Origin of the sequence: Gordonia paraffinivorans (genome assembly GCF_900683595.1) — a bacterium.
In the GTDB taxonomy this organism is placed as follows: Bacteria; Actinomycetota; Actinomycetes; order Mycobacteriales; family Mycobacteriaceae; genus Gordonia; species Gordonia paraffinivorans.
Genome location: NZ_CAACYD010000006.1, coordinates 499,433 through 523,180 on the forward strand (window position 1 = coordinate 499,433; position 23,748 = coordinate 523,180).

23 protein-coding genes are annotated in these 23,748 nt (G+C 69.8%); 7 read left to right on the top strand and 16 right to left on the bottom strand.

All coding sequences use genetic code 11. The features are described 5' to 3' along the window. The first annotated feature begins 21 nt into the window (after positions 1-21). Positions 22-417, top strand: a complete 396-nt coding sequence (locus E1P53_RS09165) for a hypothetical protein (RefSeq protein WP_131734097.1) — start codon at positions 22-24, stop codon at positions 415-417. Here the strand turns inward: E1P53_RS09165 and E1P53_RS09170 are convergent. After that, positions 414-1,997 carry an adenylate/guanylate cyclase domain-containing protein gene (locus E1P53_RS09170; RefSeq protein ID WP_131734098.1) on the bottom strand — a complete coding sequence of 528 codons (1,584 nt, stop codon included), beginning with the start codon at positions 1,995-1,997 and terminating at the stop codon, positions 414-416. The two genes, E1P53_RS09165 and E1P53_RS09170, sit on opposite strands and share 4 nt — an antisense overlap. Before the next feature lie 163 nt (positions 1,998-2,160). On the opposite strand from E1P53_RS09170, the gene E1P53_RS09175 reads away from it, so the two are divergent. Continuing rightward, positions 2,161-3,567, top strand: a complete 1,407-nt coding sequence (locus E1P53_RS09175) for a carotenoid oxygenase family protein (RefSeq protein ID WP_131734099.1) — start codon at positions 2,161-2,163, stop codon at positions 3,565-3,567. 27 nt (positions 3,568-3,594) lie between these two features. On the opposite strand, the gene E1P53_RS09180 is transcribed toward E1P53_RS09175, so the two are convergent. Next, positions 3,595-4,881, bottom strand: coding sequence for an adenylosuccinate synthase (locus E1P53_RS09180; protein WP_131734100.1), 1,287 nt, complete (start codon positions 4,879-4,881; stop codon positions 3,595-3,597). 91 nt (positions 4,882-4,972) lie between these two features. Between E1P53_RS09180 and E1P53_RS09185 the strand changes: the two genes are divergently transcribed. Further along, positions 4,973-5,629, top strand: coding sequence for a hypothetical protein (locus tag E1P53_RS09185; RefSeq protein WP_131734101.1), 657 nt, complete (start codon positions 4,973-4,975; stop codon positions 5,627-5,629). 27 nt (positions 5,630-5,656) lie between these two features. Here E1P53_RS09185 and E1P53_RS09190 read toward each other — a convergent pair whose 3' ends face one another. The 6 genes from E1P53_RS09190 to E1P53_RS09215 form a co-directional block, all read right to left on the bottom strand. Continuing rightward, the gene (locus tag E1P53_RS09190) at positions 5,657-7,081 is read right to left on the bottom strand and encodes an MFS transporter (RefSeq protein WP_244941148.1); all 1,425 of its coding nucleotides are present in this window, start codon (positions 7,079-7,081) and stop codon (positions 5,657-5,659) included. Between the two features lie 106 nt (positions 7,082-7,187). Next, a complete protein-coding gene (locus tag E1P53_RS09195; RefSeq protein ID WP_131734103.1) occupies positions 7,188-8,018 on the bottom strand; it encodes a polysaccharide deacetylase family protein in 831 nt (276 codons plus the stop codon). Between the two features lie 49 nt (positions 8,019-8,067). Beyond that, positions 8,068-8,988: a cation diffusion facilitator family transporter gene (locus tag E1P53_RS09200; RefSeq protein WP_131734104.1), complete on the bottom strand. Its 921-nt coding sequence runs from the start codon at positions 8,986-8,988 to the stop codon at positions 8,068-8,070. 73 nt (positions 8,989-9,061) lie between these two features. Next, complete coding sequence (locus E1P53_RS09205; protein ID WP_109238598.1) at positions 9,062-10,180, bottom strand: FUSC family protein; 1,119 nt, start codon at positions 10,178-10,180, stop codon at positions 9,062-9,064. Between the two features lie 18 nt (positions 10,181-10,198). Beyond that, positions 10,199-11,218: an IS481 family transposase gene (locus E1P53_RS09210; protein ID WP_131734105.1), complete on the bottom strand. Its 1,020-nt coding sequence runs from the start codon at positions 11,216-11,218 to the stop codon at positions 10,199-10,201. A gap of 114 nt (positions 11,219-11,332) precedes the next feature. Beyond that, positions 11,333-11,776: a DUF3151 domain-containing protein gene (locus E1P53_RS09215; RefSeq protein ID WP_131734106.1), complete on the bottom strand. Its 444-nt coding sequence runs from the start codon at positions 11,774-11,776 to the stop codon at positions 11,333-11,335. Positions 11,777-12,195: 419 nt separating this feature from the next. Here E1P53_RS09215 and E1P53_RS09220 point away from each other — a divergent pair, with 419 nt between their 5' ends. From E1P53_RS09220 to E1P53_RS09230, 3 genes are read left to right on the top strand one after another with little or no spacing between them, the layout of a single operon-like run. Then, positions 12,196-14,028, top strand: a complete 1,833-nt coding sequence (locus E1P53_RS09220) for an Rv0361 family membrane protein (protein WP_308071154.1) — start codon at positions 12,196-12,198, stop codon at positions 14,026-14,028. After that, positions 14,025-14,342, top strand: a complete 318-nt coding sequence (locus E1P53_RS09225; protein ID WP_131734108.1) for a hypothetical protein — start codon at positions 14,025-14,027, stop codon at positions 14,340-14,342. The genes E1P53_RS09220 and E1P53_RS09225 overlap by 4 nt, the downstream gene beginning before the upstream one ends. Before the next feature lie 13 nt (positions 14,343-14,355). Further along, on the top strand, positions 14,356-14,946 hold the full coding sequence (locus tag E1P53_RS09230; protein WP_131734109.1) for a hemerythrin domain-containing protein: 591 nt from the start codon (positions 14,356-14,358) through the stop codon (positions 14,944-14,946). A 114-nt stretch (positions 14,947-15,060) separates the two neighbouring features. Here the strand turns inward: E1P53_RS09230 and fbaA are convergent, their stop codons facing one another. From fbaA to E1P53_RS09245, 3 genes are all read right to left on the bottom strand, one after another. Continuing rightward, positions 15,061-16,098 (bottom strand): class II fructose-bisphosphate aldolase, encoded by a 1,038-nt coding sequence (gene fbaA, locus E1P53_RS09235; RefSeq protein ID WP_006900405.1) that lies wholly within the window; start codon positions 16,096-16,098, stop codon positions 15,061-15,063. 172 nt (positions 16,099-16,270) lie between these two features. Then, positions 16,271-16,723 carry a hypothetical protein gene (locus tag E1P53_RS09240; protein ID WP_006900404.1) on the bottom strand — a complete coding sequence of 151 codons (453 nt, stop codon included), beginning with the start codon at positions 16,721-16,723 and terminating at the stop codon, positions 16,271-16,273. Next, a complete protein-coding gene (locus E1P53_RS09245) occupies positions 16,713-18,362 on the bottom strand; it encodes a GMC oxidoreductase (RefSeq protein WP_244941149.1) in 1,650 nt (549 codons plus the stop codon). The genes E1P53_RS09240 and E1P53_RS09245 overlap by 11 nt, the downstream gene beginning before the upstream one ends. 209 nt (positions 18,363-18,571) lie before the next feature. Here E1P53_RS09245 and E1P53_RS09250 point away from each other — a divergent pair, with 209 nt between their 5' ends. Next, positions 18,572-19,297 carry a DedA family protein gene (locus E1P53_RS09250; protein ID WP_131734110.1) on the top strand — a complete coding sequence of 242 codons (726 nt, stop codon included), beginning with the start codon at positions 18,572-18,574 and terminating at the stop codon, positions 19,295-19,297. An 88-nt stretch (positions 19,298-19,385) separates the two neighbouring features. Here E1P53_RS09250 and E1P53_RS09255 read toward each other — a convergent pair whose 3' ends face one another. The 5 genes from E1P53_RS09255 to E1P53_RS09275 all read right to left on the bottom strand — a co-directional run bounded on the left by E1P53_RS09255 (position 19,386) and on the right by E1P53_RS09275 (position 23,678). Further along, a complete protein-coding gene (locus E1P53_RS09255) occupies positions 19,386-20,057 on the bottom strand; it encodes an MspA family porin (protein WP_131734111.1) in 672 nt (223 codons plus the stop codon). A gap of 261 nt (positions 20,058-20,318) precedes the next feature. Then, entirely contained in the window at positions 20,319-21,026 is a 708-nt protein-coding gene (locus tag E1P53_RS09260) for a TrmH family RNA methyltransferase (RefSeq protein ID WP_131734112.1), read from the bottom strand. Continuing rightward, positions 21,019-21,600, bottom strand: coding sequence for an orotate phosphoribosyltransferase (locus E1P53_RS09265; protein ID WP_006900399.1), 582 nt, complete (start codon positions 21,598-21,600; stop codon positions 21,019-21,021). The genes E1P53_RS09260 and E1P53_RS09265 overlap by 8 nt, the downstream gene beginning before the upstream one ends. Positions 21,601-21,673: 73 nt before the next feature. Further along, on the bottom strand, positions 21,674-22,639 hold the full coding sequence (locus E1P53_RS09270; protein WP_006900398.1) for a TtfA family protein: 966 nt from the start codon (positions 22,637-22,639) through the stop codon (positions 21,674-21,676). Positions 22,640-22,676: 37 nt separating this feature from the next. Continuing rightward, the gene (locus tag E1P53_RS09275) at positions 22,677-23,678 is read right to left on the bottom strand and encodes a D-2-hydroxyacid dehydrogenase (protein ID WP_109238589.1); all 1,002 of its coding nucleotides are present in this window, start codon (positions 23,676-23,678) and stop codon (positions 22,677-22,679) included. Positions 23,679-23,748 lie beyond the last annotated feature (70 nt).

Sequence of the window (23,748 nt, forward strand, 5' to 3'; positions counted from 1 at the left end):
CCGGGTCCTAGCGTCGATGTCATGACCACCACGAAGATCCGCCTCGCCGCTGCCGGCGCGTCGCTCGCCATCGCCGCCGGCGCCCTCGCAGCGGCCGGGGCCACCCAGGCCACCGCATCGTCTGTCGCCCCGTCGTGCAACGCGCACCAGCAGCACGTCACCTCGGTCGTCACCGCGAACTCTGCGGCGACGATCTGCCGGTGGGGCGACGGCGACCTCGAGTACCGGGGACTGGCACGCAGCACCGGCGACACCATCCGCCTTCCGGTGTCGGAGGTCCACGAGCAGGAGAACGGCAGCGGCCGTCTCGTCTACGTCGCCCACAACAACGGCTACCGCTACCTGCTCTTCGACGGTCTGGGGCTGAGCATCGTAGGCCCGGACGGCCTGTTGATCAGTTCCGAGGACGCGATCTAGCGAGTCGGCTGCCCGCGGTCGGCAGAACCCGCAGCGCCGGTGGGCATCGCGGCGTAGACCACGGTCTCGGCCGTGCGACCGCGGAGGGTCAGCGTCTCCATCCGGTCCCAGTGTCTCGCCTCGCCGGCCGCCGCGGCGTCGACCGCGCGGCCCGCGGCGAGCGGACGGGACGGGTCCCGCTTCGCCAGCTCCGACAGCCGGGCGCTCTCGTTGACCGGGTCGCCGATCACGGTGTACTCGAAGCGCTCGATGGCACCGACGTTCCCGGCGACCACCGAGCCGAAGCTCACCCCCACGCCGGCGTTCAGCTCCGGCACCTCGTCGGCCAGGCCGGCGACGATCCGCCGTGCCGCGGCGAGCGCGGCCCCGGCGGGATCGGCGAGTTCGATCGGTGCTCCGAAGATCGCCAGCACCGCATCGCCCTCGAACTTGTTGACCAGTCCGTCCTGCGCCTCGACCTCCCGCACGATGACGGCGAAGAACTTGTTGAGGATCTCGACCACCTCGGTCGGGCGCCGCTCGGCGGCGAGCGTGGTCGACCCGATCACGTCGACGAACAGCGCCGCGGCGACCCGTTCGGTGCCGCCGAGTTCGGGGTTCGACGCCAACGCCGCCTCGGCGACCTCCCGGCCCACGTGGCGGCCGAAGAGATCCCGCATCCGTTCCCGCTCGCGCAGACCCGAGACCATCGCGTTGAACCCCACCTGCAGATCGCCGAGCTCGGTGCCGTCGTAGACGACGAGGTCGGCGTCGAGGCGCCCCGCCTGCACGCGGTTCATCCCCTCGCGCACCGACCTGATCGGCCCGGTGATGCTCATCGACGACAACAGGGTCAGCAGCAGTCCGGTGAACAACGCGGTGAGTGCGAGCACCGTGACCCCCACGAAGAGATCGAGTTTCGACGTCTCGTCGCGCGCCACCCCGAACGCCACCACCAGCAGGATGCCGATGACCGGTATCGCCGAGCCGGCGATCCAGGACACCACCGACCGCGACATCACACCGGATCGATTCCGGCGGTGGAACCCGGCCGAGATCAGTTCGGCGACAACGGGTCGCAGCGTGAACTCGATGAACAGATACGAGATCGCCACCACCACAACGCCACTGAGGCCCACCACGAAGAGGGTCTTGGGGATGAGTTGCGGGTCGAGGACGCCGTACATGATCGTCAGCATCACGGTGGCGCCCGCCCAGAGCAGGCCCTGCACCAGCGACAGCCGCCACGGGAGTCGCATCGTCCGTCGCGCATCGCGTTTCGACGGTGTCTCGTCGCGGATGGCCCAGCGCAGCACGCGGACGCCGACGAGCGTCCCCCACCCGATGCCGATCACGAACGCCGCGACGATGTACACCGGCACGGCGATGAAGTTGACCCACCAGAGTTCCGCGGTGAACACCGTGGGCTCCGGGATGCCGACGGCGGCGAGAGCGGCGGCCACCAGGGCACCGAAGACGTTCGCGGCGACGATCGAGGCGGTCAGCAGCGTCTGGATCCGCACGCGCTGCTTGAGTGAACTCTCCCCGGCGGAGCCGAGCAGGATCGAGCCGTAGTCGCGGCTCCCCCGTCTCGCAAGCATGCCCAATCCAATCACGCCCGGGACCGGAAGCACCGCACCCGCCGACGCGCCCCCGACCGGCCGACACCGAAACGGCATTCATGACCTGCGTGTTCGTCCTACGCTGTGGGCAGGCTCGCGTCACGATCCCGCAGTCGAACCCATCCGACACCGAAGGCCCATCATGACCGCTTCCGAGCGCCCGGCCCGGCCCGCGCCGGTGGACATGCACACCCACCCGTTCCTGACCGGCGTGTTCGCACCCCAGCGCGAGGAGGTCGACGTCGCCGACCTGTCCGTTGCCGGCGAGATCCCCGACGACCTCGCCGGCAGCTACCTGCGCAACGGGCCCAATCCCCGGTTCGATCCGATCGGCTCCTACGTGTACCCGCTCGACGGAGACGCGATGGTGCACCGCATCCGCGTCGAGGACGGCCGGGTGTCGTACTCCAACCGTTTCGTCCGCACCCCGATGGTGGTCGCCGAAGAGGCTGCCGGACATGCGATCTGGTCGGGCATCACCGACGGGTACACCCCACCGGCGTCAGAGGTCGGCGACGAGCTGGCCGGCACCATGCGCGACCTGCCGGACATCAACATCGTCCGGCACGGCGGGCGTCTGCTCGCGATGGCCGAGGCCGACCGCCCGTACGAGATCTCCCCTGCCGACCTCGCGACCGTCGCCAAGACCGACTGCGACGGCGCCATGCTGGTCGGTAGCACCGCGCACCCCAAGATCGACCCGGCGACCGGGGAGATGGTGCTGTTCAACTACGCGCTCGAGGCGCCGTATCTGACGTGGGCGGTGGTCGGGCCCGACGGCCACACCACGCGCAAACCCACGCCCGTCGACGGTCTCGACGCGCCGATCATGATCCACGACATGGCGTTGACCTCGCGGTTCATCGTGCTGTTCGTGTGCCCCCTGGTGTTCGACATCGCCGCGATGCTCCGCGGCGGGTCGCTGCTGGCATGGCAGCCGGACCGCGGCACCCGGATCGCGCTCATCCCACGCAACGGCGATCCGGTGCGCTGGGTCGACACCGACCCGTTCTGGGTGTGGCATGTCGCCAACGCCTTCGACAACCCGGACGGCACCGTCACCGTCGACTACGTCGAGTGGACATATCCGGGCGGCTTCGCCGATCAGCCGCGGCCCGCGTCGTCGGAACTGGTCCGCGCGGTCGTCGATCCCGACGCCGGGATCGGCAAGACGGTGGTGAGCGACGCCGTCGTCGACATGGAGTTCCCGCGCGTCGACGACCGGCTGCTCACCCGCGACCACCGTCGCATCGCGTCCGTCGCCCGGGCCGCGGGGGACACCGGTCAGCGCGAGAGCCTGTGGTTCCACGACCTCGCAGCCGGAACCGAGACCGTCTGGACACCGGGGGTGGCGGTCGGCGAGCCGATCTTCATCCCCGGCGCGGGGCGCGACTACTGGGGGACCATCGGGACCGATCCCGCCGACCTGCGGTCGCGGTTCTACCTGCTCGACGCGGACGCCCCCGCCGACGGGCCGATCGCGACGGTGGATCTGCCGATCCGCGTGCCCGCCGGGCTGCACGGGGCCTGGCTACCCGCAGAACCCTGAGCGAGCAGCGCCCCGAGAGCCGAGTCGTCAGACGATCGCGCGACGCACGATCGTCTGATCGCGGCCGGGGCCGACGCCGATGCACGACATGTACGCGCCGGAGAGCTCCTCGAGCCGCAGGATGTAGTCCTGCGCGTTCTTCGGGAGCTCCTCGAAGGTCTTGCACCCGGAGATGTCCTCGGACCAGCCGGGCAGTTCCTCGTAGACGGGCTTGCCGTGATGGAAGCCGGTCTGTGTCATCGGCATCTCCTCGACGCGCTCGCCGTCGACCTCGTAGGCCACGCAGATCGGCACGGTCTTCAGGCCCGACAGCACGTCGAGCTTGGTGAGGAAGTAATCGGTGATGCCGTTGACGCGGGTCGCGTAGCGGGCGATCACGGCGTCGAACCAGCCGCAGCGACGGGCTCGTCCGGTGGTGACACCGACCTCGCCGCCGGTCTTGGCCAGGTACTCGCCCCACTCGTCGAACAGCTCCGTCGGGAACGGACCCGAGCCGACGCGGGTGGTGTAGGCCTTCAGGATGCCCAGGACCGTGGTGATCTTGTTCGGGCCGATGCCCGCGCCCACCGCCGCGCCGCCGGCAGTCGGGTTCGACGAGGTCACGTACGGGTAGGTGCCGTGGTCGACGTCGAGAAGGGTGCCCTGCGAGCCCTCGAGGAGCACGGTCTCGCCGCGCTCGAGGGCCTCGTTGAGCAGCAGGCGGGTGTCGGCGATGCGGTGCCTGAAGCCTTCGGCCAGGCCGAGGACCTCGTCGACGACCTGCGCCGGCTCGAGGGCGCGGCGGTTGTAGATCTTGACCAGGATCTGGTTCTTCAGTTCGAGCGCGGCCTCGACCTTCTGGGTGAGGATCTTCTCGTCGAGGACGTCGGCGACGCGCACGCCGACGCGCGCGATCTTGTCCTGGTAGCAGGGGCCGATGCCCCGGCCGGTGGTGCCGATCTTCTTGTTGCCGAGGAACCGCTCGGTGACCTTGTCGATCGCCACGTGGTAGGGCATCAGCAGGTGCGCGTCGGCCGAGATCAGCAGTCCGCTGGTGTCGACACCGCGCTCCTCGAGGCCGCCGAGTTCGGTGAGCAGCACGCCCGGGTCGACGACGACGCCGTTGCCGATCACGTTCTTCACACCGGGGGTGAGGATGCCCGACGGGATGAGGTGCAGGGCGAACTTGTCGCCGTTCGGGAGTACGACCGTGTGGCCGGCGTTGTTACCGCCCTGGTATCGGACAACCCAGTTGATCTGGCCGCCGAGCAGGTCGGTGGCCTTCCCTTTGCCCTCGTCGCCCCACTGGGCTCCGATAAGCACGATCGCGGCCATGATTCGGGTACTCCTTCGTGTGGCGCGCTTGAACTGATCAGAACAAACCTCACCAACACTACTGTGTCGAGCGCCCGGATACCCTATCCCCGTGTCTTTCGCCCTGATCACCCAGTCAAGTCGCTCCGACGACAAACAAGCCGCCCGCGCGGCGGTCGCCGACGCGCTGTCCGATTCCGAGGTCACCCGGATCATCGTCGAACCCCGTGTCTCCGAACGGTTCGCGCCGACGATCGCCGAGGAGAACGACACCTTCCTGGACGCGGTCGTGGCCGCACTCATGGCCGCCGAGCGCCTCGACGTCGAAGTGGCGTATGTCTCGCCCGAGCCGACCGCCGCGACCCGCCGGTACCGCCTGCCGCACGGCCCGCAGGCACGCCAGTTGGCCGAGACCGGCACCGCGACACCCGTGCCGCTGATCCGCGACGACGCCGCGACGGTCGTCTTCGGCAGCGCCCGGCACCTGGGCGCGAACGGCGAGAAGTTGCACGGCGAGTGCTATGTCGACAACGAGCGCCTCTTCGACGGGAATGTCCGCTCGGTCCTCATCGAGCCGACGCTGGAAGCCCCCGGGCTGCGGGCGCAGGTCGAGCGGTGGCTGCTGCCGGGCAAATGGATCCACGGCCGGGCGGTCCAGACCGGGGGCACCAACATCGTGGTCGAGCGGGAGGGCGTGGTGAACGAGCGCGTGCTCAAGCGCTCGACGTTCTACCGCCACGTCACCGATCTGCTGCTGGTCCGCCCCTGAATCCGCGGGTTCGAGCGCCGGTGCCCGTCAGCCGACGGGCACCGGTTCTGTCTCCGTCACCGGAGCCGACGCCCGCGGTTCGCGCTCGGCCTCGACGGCGCTGACGCCGGTCGCCAGGTACAGCTCGTCGCGTCGGATCAGCGTGGTAGCGACCACGCTGATCACCGCGGTGAGCGCGAGGTATCCGGCGGCGAGCCACGGCGAGCCCGACGCCGCCCCGATGAGCGCGGTGAGGATGAGCGGCGTCAGGCCCGAGGCGTAGATGCCGGAGAACTGGTAGACGACCGACAGCCCCGTGTACCGCACGCGCGTCGGGTACAGACTCGCGAACAGCGTCCCCTGCGCGCCGTAGAACAGCGCGTGGACCACGCCGAACACGATCACCAGCGCAACCGTGAACCAGACGAGGTTCTCGGTCCCGAACAGGGCGAACACCGGGTACACCGACACCCCGTAGACGGCCATGCCGGCGAGGTAGACGGGCTTCGCGCCGAACCGGTCGGTGAGCAGCCCCGACACCGGGAGCAGCGCGGCCATCACGACCGAGGCGATCGTCACCGCCACCAGGACCGGGACCTTCTCCATGTCGAGTTCGCTGGTGGCGTAGGCGATCGCGAACACGCCCCAGGTGTTGAAGGCCGAACCCTCGCCCCAGCGGGCGAGCAGGCCGAGGACGGTGTTGCGGGTGTTGGGCGGCGTCACGACCTCGCGGATCGGCGCCGACGACTGCTGCGCGAGTTCGGTCACCTCGGCGAAGGCCGGCGTCTCGTCGACCTTCAGGCGGACGACGAAGCCGATGACCACGAGCACGATGCTGACCAGGAACGCGATGCGCCAGCCGTAGGTGAGGAACGCGTCGTCGTCGAGGGCCACCTGCAGCAACGCGAACACGCCGGTGCCCAGAGCGAGGCCGAGCGCGAGTCCGATCTGCGGGATCGAGCCGAAGAGACCGCGGCGGCGCTCGGGGCTGTGCTCGACCGACAGCAGCACCGCGCCCGCCCATTCGCCGCCGAGCGCAAAGCCCTGCACGATGCGCAGCAGGAGCAGGAGGATCGGTGCGACGACGCCGACCGACGCGGCGGTCGGCAGCACGCCCATCAAGGCGGTGGCGACGCCCATCATCACCATCGTGATCGCGAGGGTGCGCTTGCGGCCGATCCGGTCGCCGATGTGCCCGAAGATCACCCCGCCGATGGGGCGGACCACGAATCCGACGGCGAACGTCGCGAACGACAGCAGCGTGCCCACGAACGAGCTCTGGTCCGGGAAGAACAGCGTGTTGAACACGAGACTCGCGGCCGTTGCGTAGAGGAAGAAGTCATACCACTCGACCGTGGTGCCGAGGAGGCTCGCGGCCACGACCGTGCGGAGTCGCTTGCGGCGCTCGGCGTCGGTCTCGCCGACGGTCGCAGGGCGGACAGGGGACGCGGGAGTCTGCAGGGTGCTGGCCATGACCGGCACACGGTATCGGCGTCACGCCGTTCGTCGCGCGAATGGAATCAGCGTGAGCGAAAACCCCGCGTGCGGTTGCGCGCGGGAGGCCGCCGGGCTCCGGTTCCTAGGTGCTCTGGAAGTAGTCGTCGAGCGTCACCATGCGGAGGTTGCGCCGTTTGATGATGTCGACCAGCTTCGGATAGACCTTCGTCACCGGGTCGTGGTTGGCGTGGCCGATCACGACCGACTGCGGCTGGAAGTACTTGCGGGCGCACTGCACCAGATACTTCTCGGTGATCAGGCCGGAGTCCGACAGGGAGCCGTACCAGAGCGTCGGCATCGTGTAGCCGAGGTCGGCGGCCACCGCGTCCACCGCGGCGTTGTGGTAGCCGAACGGCGGACGGTAGTACGGGGTGCCGTCGACGCCGTAGGTGTTCTTCAGGAAGCGCTTGGTCCGGCCCAGTTCGTCGGCGATCTGCTTGCCCGACAACTCGGTGAGCGCGGGATGCGTCCAGGTGTGGTTGCCGAGCTGGATCTGCCCCGACTCGACGAGCGGCCGCAGTTCGTCACGATGATCGGTCCAGCCGTCGAACGACCCGGTCACGAAGAACGTGAACCGCGCGCCGGTGTCCTGCGCGAACTTCACGTAGGCGCCGACGACCTCGGAACTCGCGCCGTCGTCCACGGTCAGCGCGATGTGCCGCCCTTTGCCCGGCAGCGCCGTGATCGGTTCGTCCGGGAGCGGGTGCTTGGCACCGACCGCGGGCGGCAACAGACCTGCCGGCGTGGTCGAGAGTGAGGCCGGGGTGCTCGGCGTCGGCGGCGTGGAGGGGGTGGGCGGGGCGGAGGTGACCTCGGCGGCCGGGACCTCCGAAGCACATCCGGCCACCGAGGCCGCGGTCAGGGCGCCCACGGTTCCCGCGGCCAGCACCGCGAGGAATTCGCGTCGATCCATGCCGAAAATCTAAGACATAACCGACATCACCGGCGAGATGAACCACCGTTCACCAGGTGAGTTCGTCCCGGCATCGTCTGTCCTCGCCCTCGGGGTCCACCTGCACGGTGGCGTGGTCGAGGCCGTGTTTCGCCAGGATCGCCTGCGCGGCGGGCAGCACCTCGGAGTTCGGGTGCCGGCTGCCGAGGTGCACCGTGGCGACGTCCATGCCGGTGGTCAGGGTCCACACGTGCAGGTCGTGGACGTCGTCGACGGCGGGGATCTCCGCGAGGTCGGTCCGCAGCGCCTCGACGTCGATGTGGGCCGGCGCCTGCTGGTTGAGGATGCGCAGGGCGTCGATGGCCAGCCGCAACGCCCGCGGGACCACCCAGAGGGCGATCAGGACCGCGGCCACCACGTCCGCGTAGCCCCAGCCGGTGGTCAGCGCGACGATGCCCGCCACCAACACTCCGACACTGCCGACCGCGTCCGCGAGCACCTCCAGGTAGGCGCCCCGCACCGCGATGGACTCGCGTGAGTCCGCGCGCAGCAACAGCATCACGACGAGGTTCACCGCCAGGCCCAGGATCGCGACGACGATCAGCGTCAGGCCCGGGACCTCGGGGTCCTTCCCGATCCTCTCGACCGCCTCGACGAACACGAAGACCGCGACGCCGATCAGCAGGAGCGCGTTGGCCACCGCGGTGAACACCTCGGCCCGGTACCAGCCGAAGCTGCGGGAGTCGGTGATGCGCCCGTGTCGTCCGAGGAGCAGCGCGGTCAGGCCCATCATCAGCGCGACGACGTCGGTGAGCATGTGGCCGGCGTCGGCGATCAGCGCCAGCGAGTCGACCAGGATGCCGGTGACGAGTTCGACGACGAAGAAGCCGCCGATGAGGAACACCGCGAGGGTCATCGGCCACAGGCGTCGCCGTCCCGCTTCCCCGGCGACGGGGGTGTGGGAGTGCGCGTGCGAATGAGAGTGCCCCATGGTCGGGCCAATATATGCGTAGTTACGCATATATGGCAACCGCCCTCGTCCCGGTCTCGCCGGTCGCCCCGGGTCAGCCTCGCAGGGTCGCGAGTGCGGACGAGCGCCGGAGGCCGGCAACCATCAGCAGGTCGACGAGGAGCGACCTGATCTCGGCCAGGAGCGCGGCCTCGGACAGCTCGCTGTTCTCGGCCAGGTCCTTGCGCGCCTTGCGCACGATCGACCGGATCACCCGCGCGGCCTCCACCGGGTCGGGGTCCTCCCCGGGGTCGGCGAGCATCATCTGACGCAGCACCTCGAAGGCGCCGCCGATGTCGTCGATGATCTCGATCAGCTCTGGCCGGACCCGTTCACCGCGCTGCGTGATGGCCAGCGACCTGCGGGCGATGATCCGGAAGTTGCGGACCGCGTTGTCGATGGGATCTGCGGTGCGCATCAGCCGGTCGAGGCGGTCGCGGGAACTCCAGTAGAGCGGCGATATCCGGGTGACCTCCCGGCCTCCGGTCATGTCGGTCCGCATCTTGTTGATCGCGGCCTGGGTTCCGCGCGCCTTCTCCAGGGCGGCGGCGATCGGCTCGGTGTCGGCGGCCCGCAGACCCTCGGCGACCGTGCGTGCCGCGTCGCGGACCGTGGTGAGCACGGCGGCCGCGTCCTCTCGCGCCCGATTGGCCGGATTGACCGGGAACAGCGCGGCGACGAGTATGCCCACGACCCCGCCGATGAGCGCGTCGAGCGCGCGGTGGAAACCTGCGACGCCTCCCGGCGGGAGCAGGGTCGCGACCAGCACGGCCGAGGACGCCGCCTGCATCGGGATGAGCAGGCCGTCGTCGAGGATCACGGCCAGGGACATCGCGAGGATGACCACGACCATGATCTGCCACGCGCCCTCGCCGACCGCGCCGATGAACAGGTCGCCGACGAAGATGCCGATGGCGACGCCGCCGACGAGTTCGACCGACCGGCGCCAGCGGCGTCCGAGACCGAGCCCGAGGGAGATGACGGCCGCGATCGGCGCGAAGAACGGATCGGGGTGGGCGAAGACATGCGTCGCGATCCACCATGCGATCCCGGCCGCCAACGCGCACTGGACGATCGGGACCAGCGAGATCTTCAGTCTGCGAAGCCGTCGCTTCAGCCCGTCGGGCAACGAGTCGAACACGCGACGCGGAAGGGTGCCGATCGCAGATGCCATCCGAGGTGGGACAGCCCGCTAGGTGTACTGACCCGACAGGTTGGGTACGCGGTCGGCGGGTGAGTTGCCTCGGAGTGCGGTGTGGCCGCGTTCGTGATTGTAGATGCGAAGGAACTCGGGGAAGGCCGCGACGCGTTCGGTTTCACTGAGGTAGGGACGGGCGTAGGCCCATTCCTCCTGCAGGGTCCGGTTGAATCGTTCGACCTTGCCGTTGGTTTGCGGCCGGTACGGTCTGGTCCGCTTGTGCTTGATCTTGTTGTCGTGCAACAAGTCCCGAAATATGCGGGACCGGTAACACGACCCGTTGTCGGTCATCACTCGCGCGGTGGTGACACCGATCGAGGCGAAGTGCGCCAACGCCCGAGTCATGAACGCGGTCGCGGTTTCCTTCTTCTCATCAGCGAGGATCTCGGAGTAGGCGTAGCGGGAGTGGTCGTCGACGGCGTGATGCAGATACGCGTACCCCAGGTTGGGGCGGCCAGCAACTTTGCGGGTTCGTCCAGGCTCGCGGTGGGCACTGGAGTTGCGGGTGCCCTGGGCGCGGCCGTGTACGCGATGTCCACCGCCGTCGGGGATTCTGCCGAGCTTTTTGATGTCGACGTGGATCAAGTCTCCGGGCGCTTGGTGTTCGTACCGGCGGATCTCGCGTCTGCGGGCACGTACCGGCGCCCCGGTTGCCGGGTCGATCCACGACAGTCGTAGGCAGCCGTAGCGGGTGAGGATGCGGTGCACCGTGGAGACGTTCAACCCCAGGTGGTATCCGATCCGGGCTGGCCCCCAGCGGCGGGAGACGCGTAACCCGACGACCCGGCGTTCCCGGCGCCGGCTGGTGCGATGCGGACACGATCGGGGCCGGCTGGACCGGTCGACCATTCCGGCCGGCCCGTGGTCGCGGTAGCGATCCGCCCATCGCTTGGCCGTGGTGACTGAGACGTTGAACCGGTCAGCTGCGCGGCGCAGTGGCCACCGGTCGTCCACAACACACCGAGCCAGACGCAACCGGCCAGTCGGGGACAGCGGTGAATTACGGTGGGACATGAAGACCTCCGGGTTGAGGAGCGGTTCTTAGACAGCTCCACACCTCACTCGGAGGTCTTCCCTATGTCACGTCGACTCGCCGAACTCTGTACCTAACGTTCCGGGTCAGTACAGCTAGGCGAGGCCGAGCTCGGCCGCGGCCTGCGGATCGGAGTCGTTGAGCAGGTCGAGGCAGCGCACGTGCTCGTCCTCCTCGCCGATGATCTCGGCGGCACGTGCCAGCGCGCCGACGCAACGCAGGAACCCGCGGTTGGGTTCGTGGCTCCACGGCACCGGGCCGAAGCCCTTCCACCCGTGGCGGCGCAGCTGGTCCAGTCCGCGGTGGTAACCGGTGCGGGCGAACGCGTAGGCGGTCACGACACCCGCGGTGTCGGGGGCGTCGCCGGCGGTCGCCGCATCGAGGGCGGCCTCGGCGAGGTACGCCCAGGCGATCGACGCGGTGGGATGCGCCGCCGCGACCTCGGCCGGGGCGGCACCGTTGAGCAGGTCCGACTCCGCTTCGTCGTCACCGGTGAGGAGTACCGGCTGCGGTCCGAGGAGATCTCCGAAAGACGTCATGCTCATATTCAAGCACCGACGCCGAGACCGCCGTCGTATCCATCGAATGCCGTAGTGCTGGACCTGCGGTGGATTCGCTAGGGTGAATGGCGCAATCGGTCCGGTCGCCGGAGCTTCCGGTGTCCGGACCGAAACCATGCGATGGGCGGAATGCGGGGTGATCGTCGATGGCTCGATCAGACGGGCCGAGGACAGCGGTCACAAGGGCGCTCACGTCGCTGCGCCAGGTCCGTGACGAACGTCGCATTCGACGCGCCGCCACCCGGGGCACCGACCCCCGGGGCACTGCCGGGCCGACGACGGATGCCGACCTGGGGGCTCGACCACGCCAGGACATCGCAGACAAGACCACGGATACTGTTCCGACCGGCGCCGACGCCGTGACCGAGAGCACCAGCAGAGAGGGCCACGAGCCAGCTGTGGATGATCGCACCCGCAACGAGACCCCAGAGGACCGGGCGACTGATCCCGTCGACGCCGGCACCGACGCCTCTGCCGCCGAGACCGCCGAGATCTCCGATGCCCCCGAGACTCCCGATGCCCCCGAGCGGAGGGGTCCGAAGCCCAAGGGCGGACGCGGCATCGACGGCGCCACGCAGGTGATCAGTCGCGACAACCTGCCCTCGCCGGAGGACCTCGAGGACCTCGACTCCATCGACCCTCTCGCCGCAGACGACGAGACCTCCGACGCCGAGACCTCCGACGACGCGGTCGCCTCGTCCGAGGACGCCGACGCAGCCGCTGCGGCGCCGCCGAAGCGCCTGGGCCCGAGCGATTCCAAGACCACGGTGATCCGCCGGGAGGACCTCCCGGATGCGAGCGAGCTCGAGGATCTCGACTCGATCGACCCGACCTCGGATGAGAGCGATGCCGGCGAGACCGACGGGGCCGTGACCGCCCAGGCCGACGCCGAGGGCTCCGACTCCGAGAGCTCCGACGCCGAGGCGGTCGAGCCCGCCGCGGAAGGCGACTCGGAGTCTGACTCGGAGTCCGCTGCCGCGACCGAGCCGATCGAGAGTGCGGCCGCGGATGCCGAGGCGTCGGGAGACGCCGACGACGAGGCGCCCGAGGTGGCCGAGTCGGGCGACACCGCGACCGATGCGGACGCCGACCCCGCTGACGCCGAGGAAGGCGAAGAAGGCGACGACTCCGACGGCGCGGCGGTGGCGGCTGCCGCCGGAGCCGGTGCAGCCGCCGCAGCGGTGGTTGCCGCCGCCGACGACGGACCGGAGACCGCAGCGGCCGATGACGAATCGGCCGAGACGGACGGAACCGGGGGCGACGCCGAGGACACCGACGAGGCCGCTGCGGAGGAGTCCGCTGCCGAGGAAGCCGTCGCCGAGGAAGCCGACCCCGAAGAAGCCGACCCCGAAGAGGCCGACGAGGCGCAGGCCGACGGCGACGAGCACGCCGAGGCCGACGAGGCTGGCGAGGAGCCGGAGAGCCCGCAAGAAGGAGAGCCCGACGAGGCCGGCCAGACGGTCGCCGACGAGGCCGACGCAGACGAGGACGAGTCCACCGGGACCGACTCCCCGGAGGCCGCGGCATCCGAGGCCACCGACCCCGACACCGACGAGTCCACCGAGCCGGCCACCGAGGCCATCCCGGTCGATCTCGAAAAGGCATCCGACGATGCCGCCACCAAGGTCATCCCGGCCGCCGGGGCAGGCACTGCCACCGCGGGTGATGCCGCCTCCGCCGACCGCGCCGACACCCTCCCCGCGCCCGCGGTCGACGATCCCTCGACCGGCGAGTGGACGACCGTCGCGCACCAGCCGCAGGTCATCCCAGGCGACAAGCCGGCGTCCAAGCCGACGAAGAAACGTGGCAAGGGCCTGCTCGTCGCGGTGGCCGCCCTCGTCGTGGTCGCCGCAGTCGTGGTCGGCATCGTCCTCGCCTACACCATGCGCACGCCCGCGCCGGCCGACGAGGCCGCCGAGGTGGCGCTCGACTACACCACCGCGCTCTACGAGGGAGACCTCTCGACGCTGCGATCGGTGACCTGCGGGGAGCTCAACGCCTTCTACACCGACTTCGACGACGCGGCCTACCAGAAGACCTACGAGGCGCAGAAGGCACGCAACGAGTTGGTCCAGACCCAGTCCATCAACGCCGTGCGCGTGGTCGAGGGCGGCGATCAGGCCGTGGTCGAGGTGGTGGCGGTGCACACCAGCACGCCGGACCAGCCCGAGACGGTGACACTGAACCTGCAGCGCGAGGGCGACACCTGGAAGGTGTGCAACCCCACGTGACCTCCGGTCACGGGCACGAGGCGATCGTCGGCCCGCGCCGGCAGGCCACCGCTGCTCCCGTACCGGGACCGGGCCACCGCGAACCGAGAACACCTGCGTACTTCGCTCCCCCGCCCCCGGCGATCCCACCGGTGGAGCCGGCGTCTCGTCGCCCTCCGGCGCCACCGCGTCGGATCGCCGACGCACACCTGCGATCGGCGACCGCAGGCAACGGAAGCGACCGCGGCAACCGCATGGACCCTGCCGTCGTGATCTCCGCACTCGTGATGATCGGGCTGGCCGTCGCGGTGATCGTGGGTCTGCTCACCAACTGACCCCGGTTCGGCGGTGCTCAACGACCTCTGCCGGCTGGTCTTCCCGCACGCCTTCGCCGAGGAAGTGGTGCTGTGGCCCGCTCTGCGGCGGCGCCTGGCCGACGGAGAGCAACTGACTCTCGAGGTCGAGAAGGAACACCAGGCGATCAACGAGCTGTTCACGTCGCTGGAGAAGCTCGGCGTCGACTCCCCCGAACACCATCGGCTGTTCGACGAGATCGTCCACCTGCTGCGCGAGGACGTCCGCGACGAGGAGGACGTCCTCCTCCCGCGGCTGCAGCAAGCGTGTACCCGTGAGGATCTCATCCGGCTCGGGACCTACTGGCAGGCGGTGCGATCCACCGCCCCGACACGTCCGCACCCGGTCGTCGCCCGCCGCCCGCCCGGCAACGCGCTGTCCGCACTCCCCCTCACCGTCCTCGACCGGTCGCGAGACCTGCTCGACGCGGCGGCACGCACCGAAGGACGCTGGTCTGCTCCGGCCCGCCGGACGAGCGGGCTCCTCGCGGCCGTCGCCGGAGCCGTCGAGCACCTACCTCCCCTGACTCGCGGGGAGCGCAAGGCCACGCGGATCTCCGGAGACTGGCGGACCTCCGGAAACTGACTGCGGCCGCTCGGCGGACAGCGCCGGCCAGGCCCTGCAGGGTGTCCGCCCACCTGCGAAAACAATTCTGCCCGCACCCTTTTCGGGTGCGGGCAGAATCAGGCGATCAGCAGGTCAGGCCTTCAGCGACTTACCGGCCGACTTGAGGTCGTTGCACGCCTCGACGACGCGCTCGGACATGCTGGCCTCGGCCTTCTTGGTCCAGCTGCGCGGGTCGTAGACCTTCTTGTTGCCCACCTCGCCGTCGACCTTCAGCACACCGTCGTAGTTGGTGAACATGTGGCCGGCGACCGGACGGGTGTAGGCGTACTGGGTGTCGGTGTCGACGTTCATCTTGACGACGCCGTAGCTCAGGGCCTCGTCGATCTCGCTCTTCAGCGAGCCCGAGCCGCCGTGGAAGACGAAGTCGAACGGCTTGGTCCCCTCGGGGAGGCCCAGCTTCTTGGCGGCGGCCTCCTGGCCCTCCTTCAGCACGGACGGACGCAGCTTGACGTTGCCCGGCTTGTAGACGCCGTGGACGTTGCCGAAGGTGGCGGCCAGCAGGTAGCGGCTGCCCGAGTCGCTGGCACCCAGGGCCTCGATGGTCTTCTCGAAGTCCTCGACGCTGGTGAACAGCTTCTCGTTGATCTCGTTCTCGACGCCGTCCTCTTCACCGCCGACGACGCCGATCTCGATCTCCAGGATGATGTTCGCGGCGGCGGCCTTGGCCAGGAGCTCCTTGGCGATCTCGAGGTTCTCGTCGATCGGCACGGCGCTGCCGTCCCACATGTGCGACTGGAACAGCGGGTTGCGGCCCGCGTCGACGCGCGCCTGCGAGATCTCGATCAGCGGGCGGACGTAGGTGTCCAGCTTGTCCTTCGGGCAGTGGTCGGTGTGCAGGCCGATCAGGACGTCGTACTTCTCGGCGACGACGTGCGCGAACTCGGCGAGGGCGACCGCACCCGTCACCATGTCCTTGACACCCTGGCCGGAGCCGAACTCGGCGCCGCCGGTCGAGAACTGGATGATGCCGTCGCTACCGGCGTCGGCGAAACCCTTGATGGCCGCGTTGATGGTCGACGACGAGGTGCAGTTGATCGCGGGGAACGCGTAACCACCCTTCTTCGCCTTGTCGAACATCTCGGCGTACTGCTCCGGGGTTGCAATGGGCATTCGACGAATCCTCCAGGGTGTTGATGTGCTCTGGTGTTCGGGTTCGCTCACCCTCTGGTGATGTTCAGTGGCGAGCAGCCGGACTTCCCGCGGCCGGACTCCCCTCAGTATGGCAGGTGGCACACCGGCCGGTGCGCCCGCCATTGGGGCCCGGACCTGCGGCGTCCCCGGCTCAGGCGCGGGTGAGCAGCAACGGCGCGGCTAGCGGGGCGGACCACCGGCCGCCGACGAAGGTCAGGCCGATCAGCCGACTCTCGTCCAGCGCACGGAACTCGTCTCGTACCCACCGCCAGGGCACCGGCCCGTCCGGCCCGTACGAGCACACGAGGGCCGGCCGGCCGTCGCGCCACGAGGGCTCCACCGTCACCCGCATGGGAATGATCTCGCGACGACTGCCGTCGGCGTCGTCGACCAGGTTGACCGCACTGCCGGCGCCGTCGAATCGCTTCCCGCGCCAGCGCCGCATACCGCCGACGGCGATCGCGCGCGGCGCCACCACCCGCAGCGGGGCCGGGCCGACGAAGGTGATGAGGTAGTCGCCCGCGACGGGCGGTGCGGTCGGGGGCGTCGCCTCGGAGAACAGGGTGCGCAGACGTGCCAGGGACGTCGGAAGTTCAGTGGTCACGATGCTCCGATCGTCGAGGTCTGGTCGGGCTGCGCGCCCGGCGGGCACGGTAGCGGGCGGCGAACCGCTCGGCCATGGCCGTGATCGTCAGGCTGGGGTTGACGCCCACGTTCGCCGGGATCGCCGAACCGTCCACCACGTACAGGCCGGGATGGCCGAACACTTGATGATCGGTGTCGATCACACCGTCGGAGGCGTCGGCACCCATCGCGGCGCCGCCGAGGACGTGGGCGGTGATGGACTTGCCGCCCACGCTCTCCAGCAGCAGGTTGAGTGGCCGGCCGCCGACCGAATCCGCGAACCTCCGGGCCACCTCGTTGGCCTGCGGCAGGTAGCTCGGCGCGGCGGGCACTCCCTCACCGGTGCGGGACCGCAGGACCCGGCGCCACGGCCTGACCGGGGATCGGTCCATCACCAGGCGGATCTCGTTCTCCACGTTCTGCATCACCGTGAACGCGCTCAGCCGCTCGACGAAGTTGCGCGCGGTCATCAGCCGGAGCTGTCGGAGCGGGTGGCGCCCCAGCTCCGCCAGCGCCGCGCGCCGCCGCCGGGCGGGGTCGTCGCCGTCGACCAGCGGGCCGAGCTGCAGCCGCATGTGCCACCCGCCGACGTAGCGGTTCTGGGTGACGTGCGTGGCCTCATCCGGATAGAACTCGCTGGAGATGGTCGGTCCACGGGTGAGGTCGGCGTCCGGGTCGTCGGCGAGGACCGCGGTGATGGCCTCGGAGTTGGTGCGCACCCGGTGACCCAGCATCGGCGAGACGTTCGGCAGCAAGCCCTGCTCACGGGATCGGAAGAGGAGCTCGACCGTCCCGAGCACTCCCGCTGCCAGCACCACCTCGGCCGCACGCAGCATCTGGCCGTCGGCGGTCCGGACCTCGTATCCGCCGGGCACCGCCGCCACGGTCTCGACCCGGGTGTCCGGGACGATCCGGGCTCCTCGACGCTCGGCCAGCCAGAGGTAATTCAGGTCCAGGGTGTTCTTGCTGCCGTAGGGACAGCCGACGAGGCACGCGCCGCAGAGTCGGCACCCCGTGCGGTCCGGGCCCTCGCCGCCGAAGAACGGGTCGGGCACGGTGACGCCTTCCTCGCCGAACCAGATCGCCATGGGGGTGGGCCCGTAGGTCTCCCCCGCGCCCATCGCCTCGGCCGTGGCCTGGAGGTGACGGTCCATCTCGCCGACGAACCGGGTCGTCTCGCGCCCGAGCATCCGGGCGGCGGTGCGGTAGTGCTCGGCCAGCTGTGCTCGCCACCCGCCGGCCACCTCGGGCCAGGCCGGGTCGGTGAAGAACTCGTCCTTGGGCTCCAGCAGCACGCCGGCCCACACGATGCTGCCGCCGCCCACGCCGGCGCCGCCGATGATGCCGACGTGCCGCAGCACCCGCTGCCAGAAGAAGCCCTTCAGCCCCAGCTCCGGCATCCACAGGTACTTGCGCGGGTCCTTACGGGCGGCCATGAGGTCCTCGGGCGTGTGCCGGCGGCCCTGTTCGAGGACCAGGACGCGCCGGCCCTGCTCGGCCAGTCGCAGGGCCGAGACCGCACCGCCAAACCCACTGCCGACGACGATCACGTCAGCGGTGTCGCGGTCGTCCGGGGAGGTCGGTTTCTGGAGGTCGACGTTCGCCGAATCGGACATCATGGGAGGAGTGTAGGTGGGCGCCACGTGGCGGGCAGCGGGTGATCCCGGTCACCGCATCCGCCGGATTCCCGGTGGCGCGTGGAGCGACTCCGGTCGCGGCGAACAGGTCGCTCACCACTGCCGGAGCGCGATGCCACCGGCGACGGGGGACGTTCACGCGGGTTCGCGAGATTCTGCCCTGGTCACATCCGTGGGTACTCTGGATTTCCGTGATCGACTCCGCGCTCGCCCAGACCACGACGAACGTCGCCCTCATGCCGGGTTTCCTCGACCCGGTGACACTCCTCGGCTACTTCGGTGCCTGGGCTTTCTGGGGGCTGCTCCTGGTGATCCTCATCGAGTCCGGAGTCCTGTTCCCCGTCCTGCCGGGTGACTCCCTGCTGTTCGTCGCCGGCATGGTCGTCGCCGCCGGCGGCAAGGACGGCATCGAGAAGTTCGCCTCCCTGTGGCAGTTGGTGATCTTCATCCCGATCGCGGCGATCATCGGCGGCCAGATCGGCTACTGGATCGGCCGCTACATCGGGACCAGCATGTTCAAGCCCGACGCGCGGTTCCTCAAGGAGCGATACCTCCTCGAGGCGCATGAGTTCTTCGAGCAGCGCGGTCCGATCACGATCCTGCTCGCCCGCTTCGTGCCGATCGTCCGCACCCTCGCCCCGATCGTGGCGGGCGCGGCGCGGATGAAGTACCCGATCTTCGTCCTCTACAACGTCATCGGCGCCGTCGTCTGGGGCGCCGGCATCACGCTGCTGGGTTACTGGCTGGGACGATTCGAGTTCGTCCAGAAGCTCATCGAGCCGATCTTCATCGCGATCGTCCTGGTCTCGGTGCTGCCGATGTTCCTCGAGTGGTACCGCCGTCGTCGCAACGCGAAGGCCGAGGCCGCCGCTGCCGTCGACGCCGAGGCTCCCACCGAGGCCACCGACACACTCTGAACCGTCCTCGAGCCGGACCCAGATCTACGCACTCGATCGAGATCGATCCCGATTCATCACCGAAGCCCGTCGCCGCGAAGATCCTCGGTCACAGCTTCTTGATGGTGCCGTACGTGGAGTAGACGTACACGCCGGTGTCGGTGGTGACCGAGATCTTGGCGTACGGGCGCACGTTGACCGCGCCGAGCGCGTTTGAGACCGAGAGCTCGATGCCCGAGAGGACGATGTCGGCGGTGGGACGGGTCAGTGCGATCTCGGCGAGCTTCACGCCGGCGATCTTGCCCGCACCGACCTTGAACTCGACGTCGGCGGACGGGATGACCGTGGCCTCGGCCTCGAGTTTGCCGCCGACCTCGCCGATCGAGCCGCCGCCGGTTCCGGAGATCGTGACGTTCGGGGCGAGCTTCGCATTCACCCCGCTGGTCAGCTTCAGCTGCGGCGTGTGCGCGGTGACCGTGACCCCGTCGGGTGCGATGGAGACCGGGTAGCCGATCTGATACCCGACCTCGAGCGTGGCGCGCACCGACTCACCCTTCTCGATGCCGAGCACCGCTGCGTGGACGTCCGAGGACACGAAGGCCTCCCGGGACAGCGGCGAGCCGTCGAGCGGCGCGACCGACCGAACCCGGTGGCCGGCGGCGTTCAGCACGATCGTGTGACCGTCACGGGTGGAGTGGGTGGCCGACGCCGCTGGTCCCGCACCGGCGATCACCACCACGAGGGCGACGATCACAGCGGCGAGCAGAGTGGCCGACCACACGAGCCGATTCGTATCGGCGGTCGGTCGGCGGTCGGTTCGATTCGCGAGCACAGAGGTTCCTTCCCCCGGAGAACGTGGCGATGGCGTGCCGGGACCGGAGGGCCGCCGACATCGCCCGATCACCTGACCACCCGGCGCCGCCGAGTACAACGCTCCCCGGGTTCACGAGCCCGAACCGCCAGTTCACGACGCTGATCGCAGTCTCCGGTCCGGACCCGGATCACTCCGGACCGGACCGGTCCGGAGTCGTTCCGGCAGCGGTCACCAGGCCCGGTCGAGGTCGGCGTGCTGCCGTATCCACGTGTGCATGGCGATGCCGGCGGCGACCCCGGCGTTGATGCTGCGGGTCGACCCGAACTGCGCGATGGAGACCGTCAGGTCCGCCCTCCGCTGCGCGTCGTCGCTCACCCCCGGCCCCTCCTGCCCGAACAGGAGGACGCACTCGCGCGGGAGCTCGACGGTCTCGAGCGGAACCGATCCCGGCGTGTTGTCGACCGCCACGACCGCCAGTCCCCGCTCGCGCGCCCAGTCGATCAGTTCGGCGACCGTGTCGTGGTGCATGAGGTGCTGGTAGCGGTCGGTGACCATCGCCCCGCGCCGGTTCCAGCGGCGTCGGCCGACGATGTGGACGGCCGCGACCGCGAACGCGTTGGCGGTGCGCACGACGGTCCCGATGTTGGCGTCGTGGGCGAAGTTCTCGATGGCGACGTGCAGCGGATGCCGCCGCGCGTCGATGTCGGCGACGATGGCCTCCCGCTTCCAGTAGCGGTAGGCGTCGACGACGTTGCGGGTGTCGCCCTCGGCGAGGAGCTCCGGGTCCAACCGGTCGTCGTCCGGGACCGGTTCACCGGGGTGCTCGACGATCCACGGTCCGACGCCCACGGGCGGTCCGATCACCCATTCGGTGGGGCCGGGAACATTCGCCTCGGCGGTGTCGGGCGAGTCGGGAGCGTCTGCCGGATCAGGCAAGGCCGAGGTCGGAGAGCCCGAGAAGGTGTCGATAGGGCACGCCGAGCCCGGTGATCACCGCGTCGGCACCGGTCGCCCGGTCGACCACGGTGGCGACGCCGATGACGTTGGCGCCGGCCTCGCGCGCCGCCTCCACCGCGGTCGACGGCGAGGCGCCGGTGGTGCTGGTGTCCTCGACGACGAGCACATTGCGGCCGGCGATGTCGGGGCCCTCGATCCGGCGCTGCATGCCGTGGGTCTTGGCCGCCTTGCGCACCACGAACGCGTCGATGGCGCGGCCGTCGGCGTGCATGATCGACGTCGCGACCGGGTCGGCGCCGAGGGTCAGGCCGCCCACCGCGTCGTACTCCCAGTCCGCGGTCAGCTCGCGCATCAGGCGCCCGATCAGCGGGGAGGCCTCGTGATGCAGGGTCGCCCGGCGCAGGTCGACGTAGTAGTCCGCCTCTTTGCCCGACGACAGCGTCACCCGACCGTGCACCACGGCCAGTTCGCGGACGAGCTCGGCGAGCCGGGCCCGGGCGTCTGCGTCGACCTCGGGCGGCGTGGCGTCGGAAACCGGGGATGACGAGGACATGGGACTCACTCTCGGACTCTGCGGCTCACGGCCTGCGGTTGTGGACGACTCAACACCCTACGACGGCCGTCGGTCAGCCGCGGGGGCGGTCGGGACGCTCGCCGCCCTCGGGTGCGCGACGCGGCGCGACCTCGTCGGGGTCGACGGGCTTGCGCGACGCCGATCCCCGAACCGGCATCGGTGTCATGCCGCGTCCGGCGGTCGACGAACCCGGGTTCGACTCGGCGGGCCTACCCGGGGCCGGCGGGGGCTTGCGCACCGAGGTCGGGGGCACCGCGGACCGTGCGGCGGGTGCGGGCTCGCCCGCCGATGCCGCCGCGGCCTGTCGGCGACGCCGCTCCTTGTCGCGCATCGACTCGGTCTTCTCGTCGGCGAGCTCGGCGCTGGTCGGGCCGTGCGGGTCGCGGGGATCGGGTGTGTCCTCGGGGTCGCGAACCGGCGGCAGCACGCGCAGCAGGTCGGCGAACCGGCGCACCACCTCCAGGCCGGTGTTGAGCCGGGCCGGATCGTTGGTGAGCGGCATCGAGCCGAGTGCCCAGTTGCCCTCGTTCCACAGCACCTCGACGAACGCGGGCGCCTTGTTCGCGAGCGCGACCATCCGGCGGTCGCAGACCCGGCGCGCTACGTCGAGGTTGTTGGAGAACATGACGCGCGGACCCATCGCGCCGAGCAGTTCGACGTCCTCCTCGGCGGGCGCCAGGACGTCCTCGTGGCGGAGGTCGACGACGACCGGCGACGGCGTCGAGCGCCGGACCGCGATGACGGTCGCGGTCTCGGCGAGGTCGAAGACCACGGCCTCGGCGCCCGCGTAGCGCCCGTAGGCGACGTCGCGGACCTCGACGTGGTCGGGGACGTTCATCGTCGCCCGGCGAAACACCTTGCGCAGCTTGGTGTCCGTCTCGCGGAACTTGAACTCGTGCTCATCCCCCCAGATCGCACGCTGGTGCCGCGCAACACTGGAGCGTCTCCGGTCGAGCCACAGAAGCAGGCCCGCACCGGCGAGAGCCAAGGCGGCGATGAGGAAATAGACGGTGGTCATCGCGCTACAGCCTACTATCGGCAGGCTCGCGAGGGAGTCATCCGCCTCCGGATCGGTATCCGCGTTCCTTGTCGATGACGTTCACCAGCGATTCGGCGAGGTCACCCGGCCCCGCGGCCACGTATCGGCGCAGGTTCTCCAGCACCTGATCGGCGAGCGCCTCCCGCCAGCCGACGGCGTCCCCGCTCATGTGCGCCGAGATCGCCACGCCGGGCAGATCCCACAGCGGACTGTCGGCCGGGAGCGGTTCGGTCTCGAAGACGTCGAGGGAGGCCGCGCCCAGGCGCCCCGACCGCAGGGACTCGACGAGTGCCCGTTCGTCGACGAGCTCTCCTCGTCCCACGTTGATCAGGTGCGCCCCCGGCTTCATGGCGGCGAGCACACGGGCGTCGATCATCCGTCGCGTCTGCGGGGTGAGAGGCGCGATCGCCACCACGTTGTCGAACCTCCCGACGTGGTCGGCGAGATCGGCGGTCGCGATCACCTGCCCGAAGTCGGAATCGGCGTCCCGGGCCGCGCGGCCCGCTCCGACGACCTCCATCCCCACGGCGCGCAGCAGCCGCGCGGTGGCCCGCCCGATGCCGCCCGTCCCGATGACCAGCGCCGAGGTCCGTGACGTGCCGACGGTTTCGCGGTGCTTCCAGAGGTGGTCGCGCTGCAACGCCATCGACTCGTGTAATCGCTTGTCGCGAGCGAGGATCGATGCGAGGACGAACTCGGCGATGGGCCGGTCGAAGACCCCGTGCGCATTGGTCACCACGACATCCGACGCCTTCAGCTCGTCGAAGAGCAGCGAGTCGACGCCGGCGGCGCACACGTGCACCCACCGCAGCGACGCGGTCGCCTCACCCCAGTTGTCGGCGAGCGCCCGGGAGAAGAAGTCCCACAGCACCAGAATGTCGGCGCCGGGCAGCGCACGGTCGAGATCATCTGCGACGCAATGCCTCACGTCGGCCAGCTCGGCGATCTGCCCGAGATTGGGAGGTCCCGGCACACCAGGTGCACCGAGGAGCGCGAGGACCGGGCGTCGGGTGCTCATGAGGCCACCGTACAACCGCCGATCGCCGCACGGTCACCGATGCTGTCAAATTGTTGACAATCAGACGATT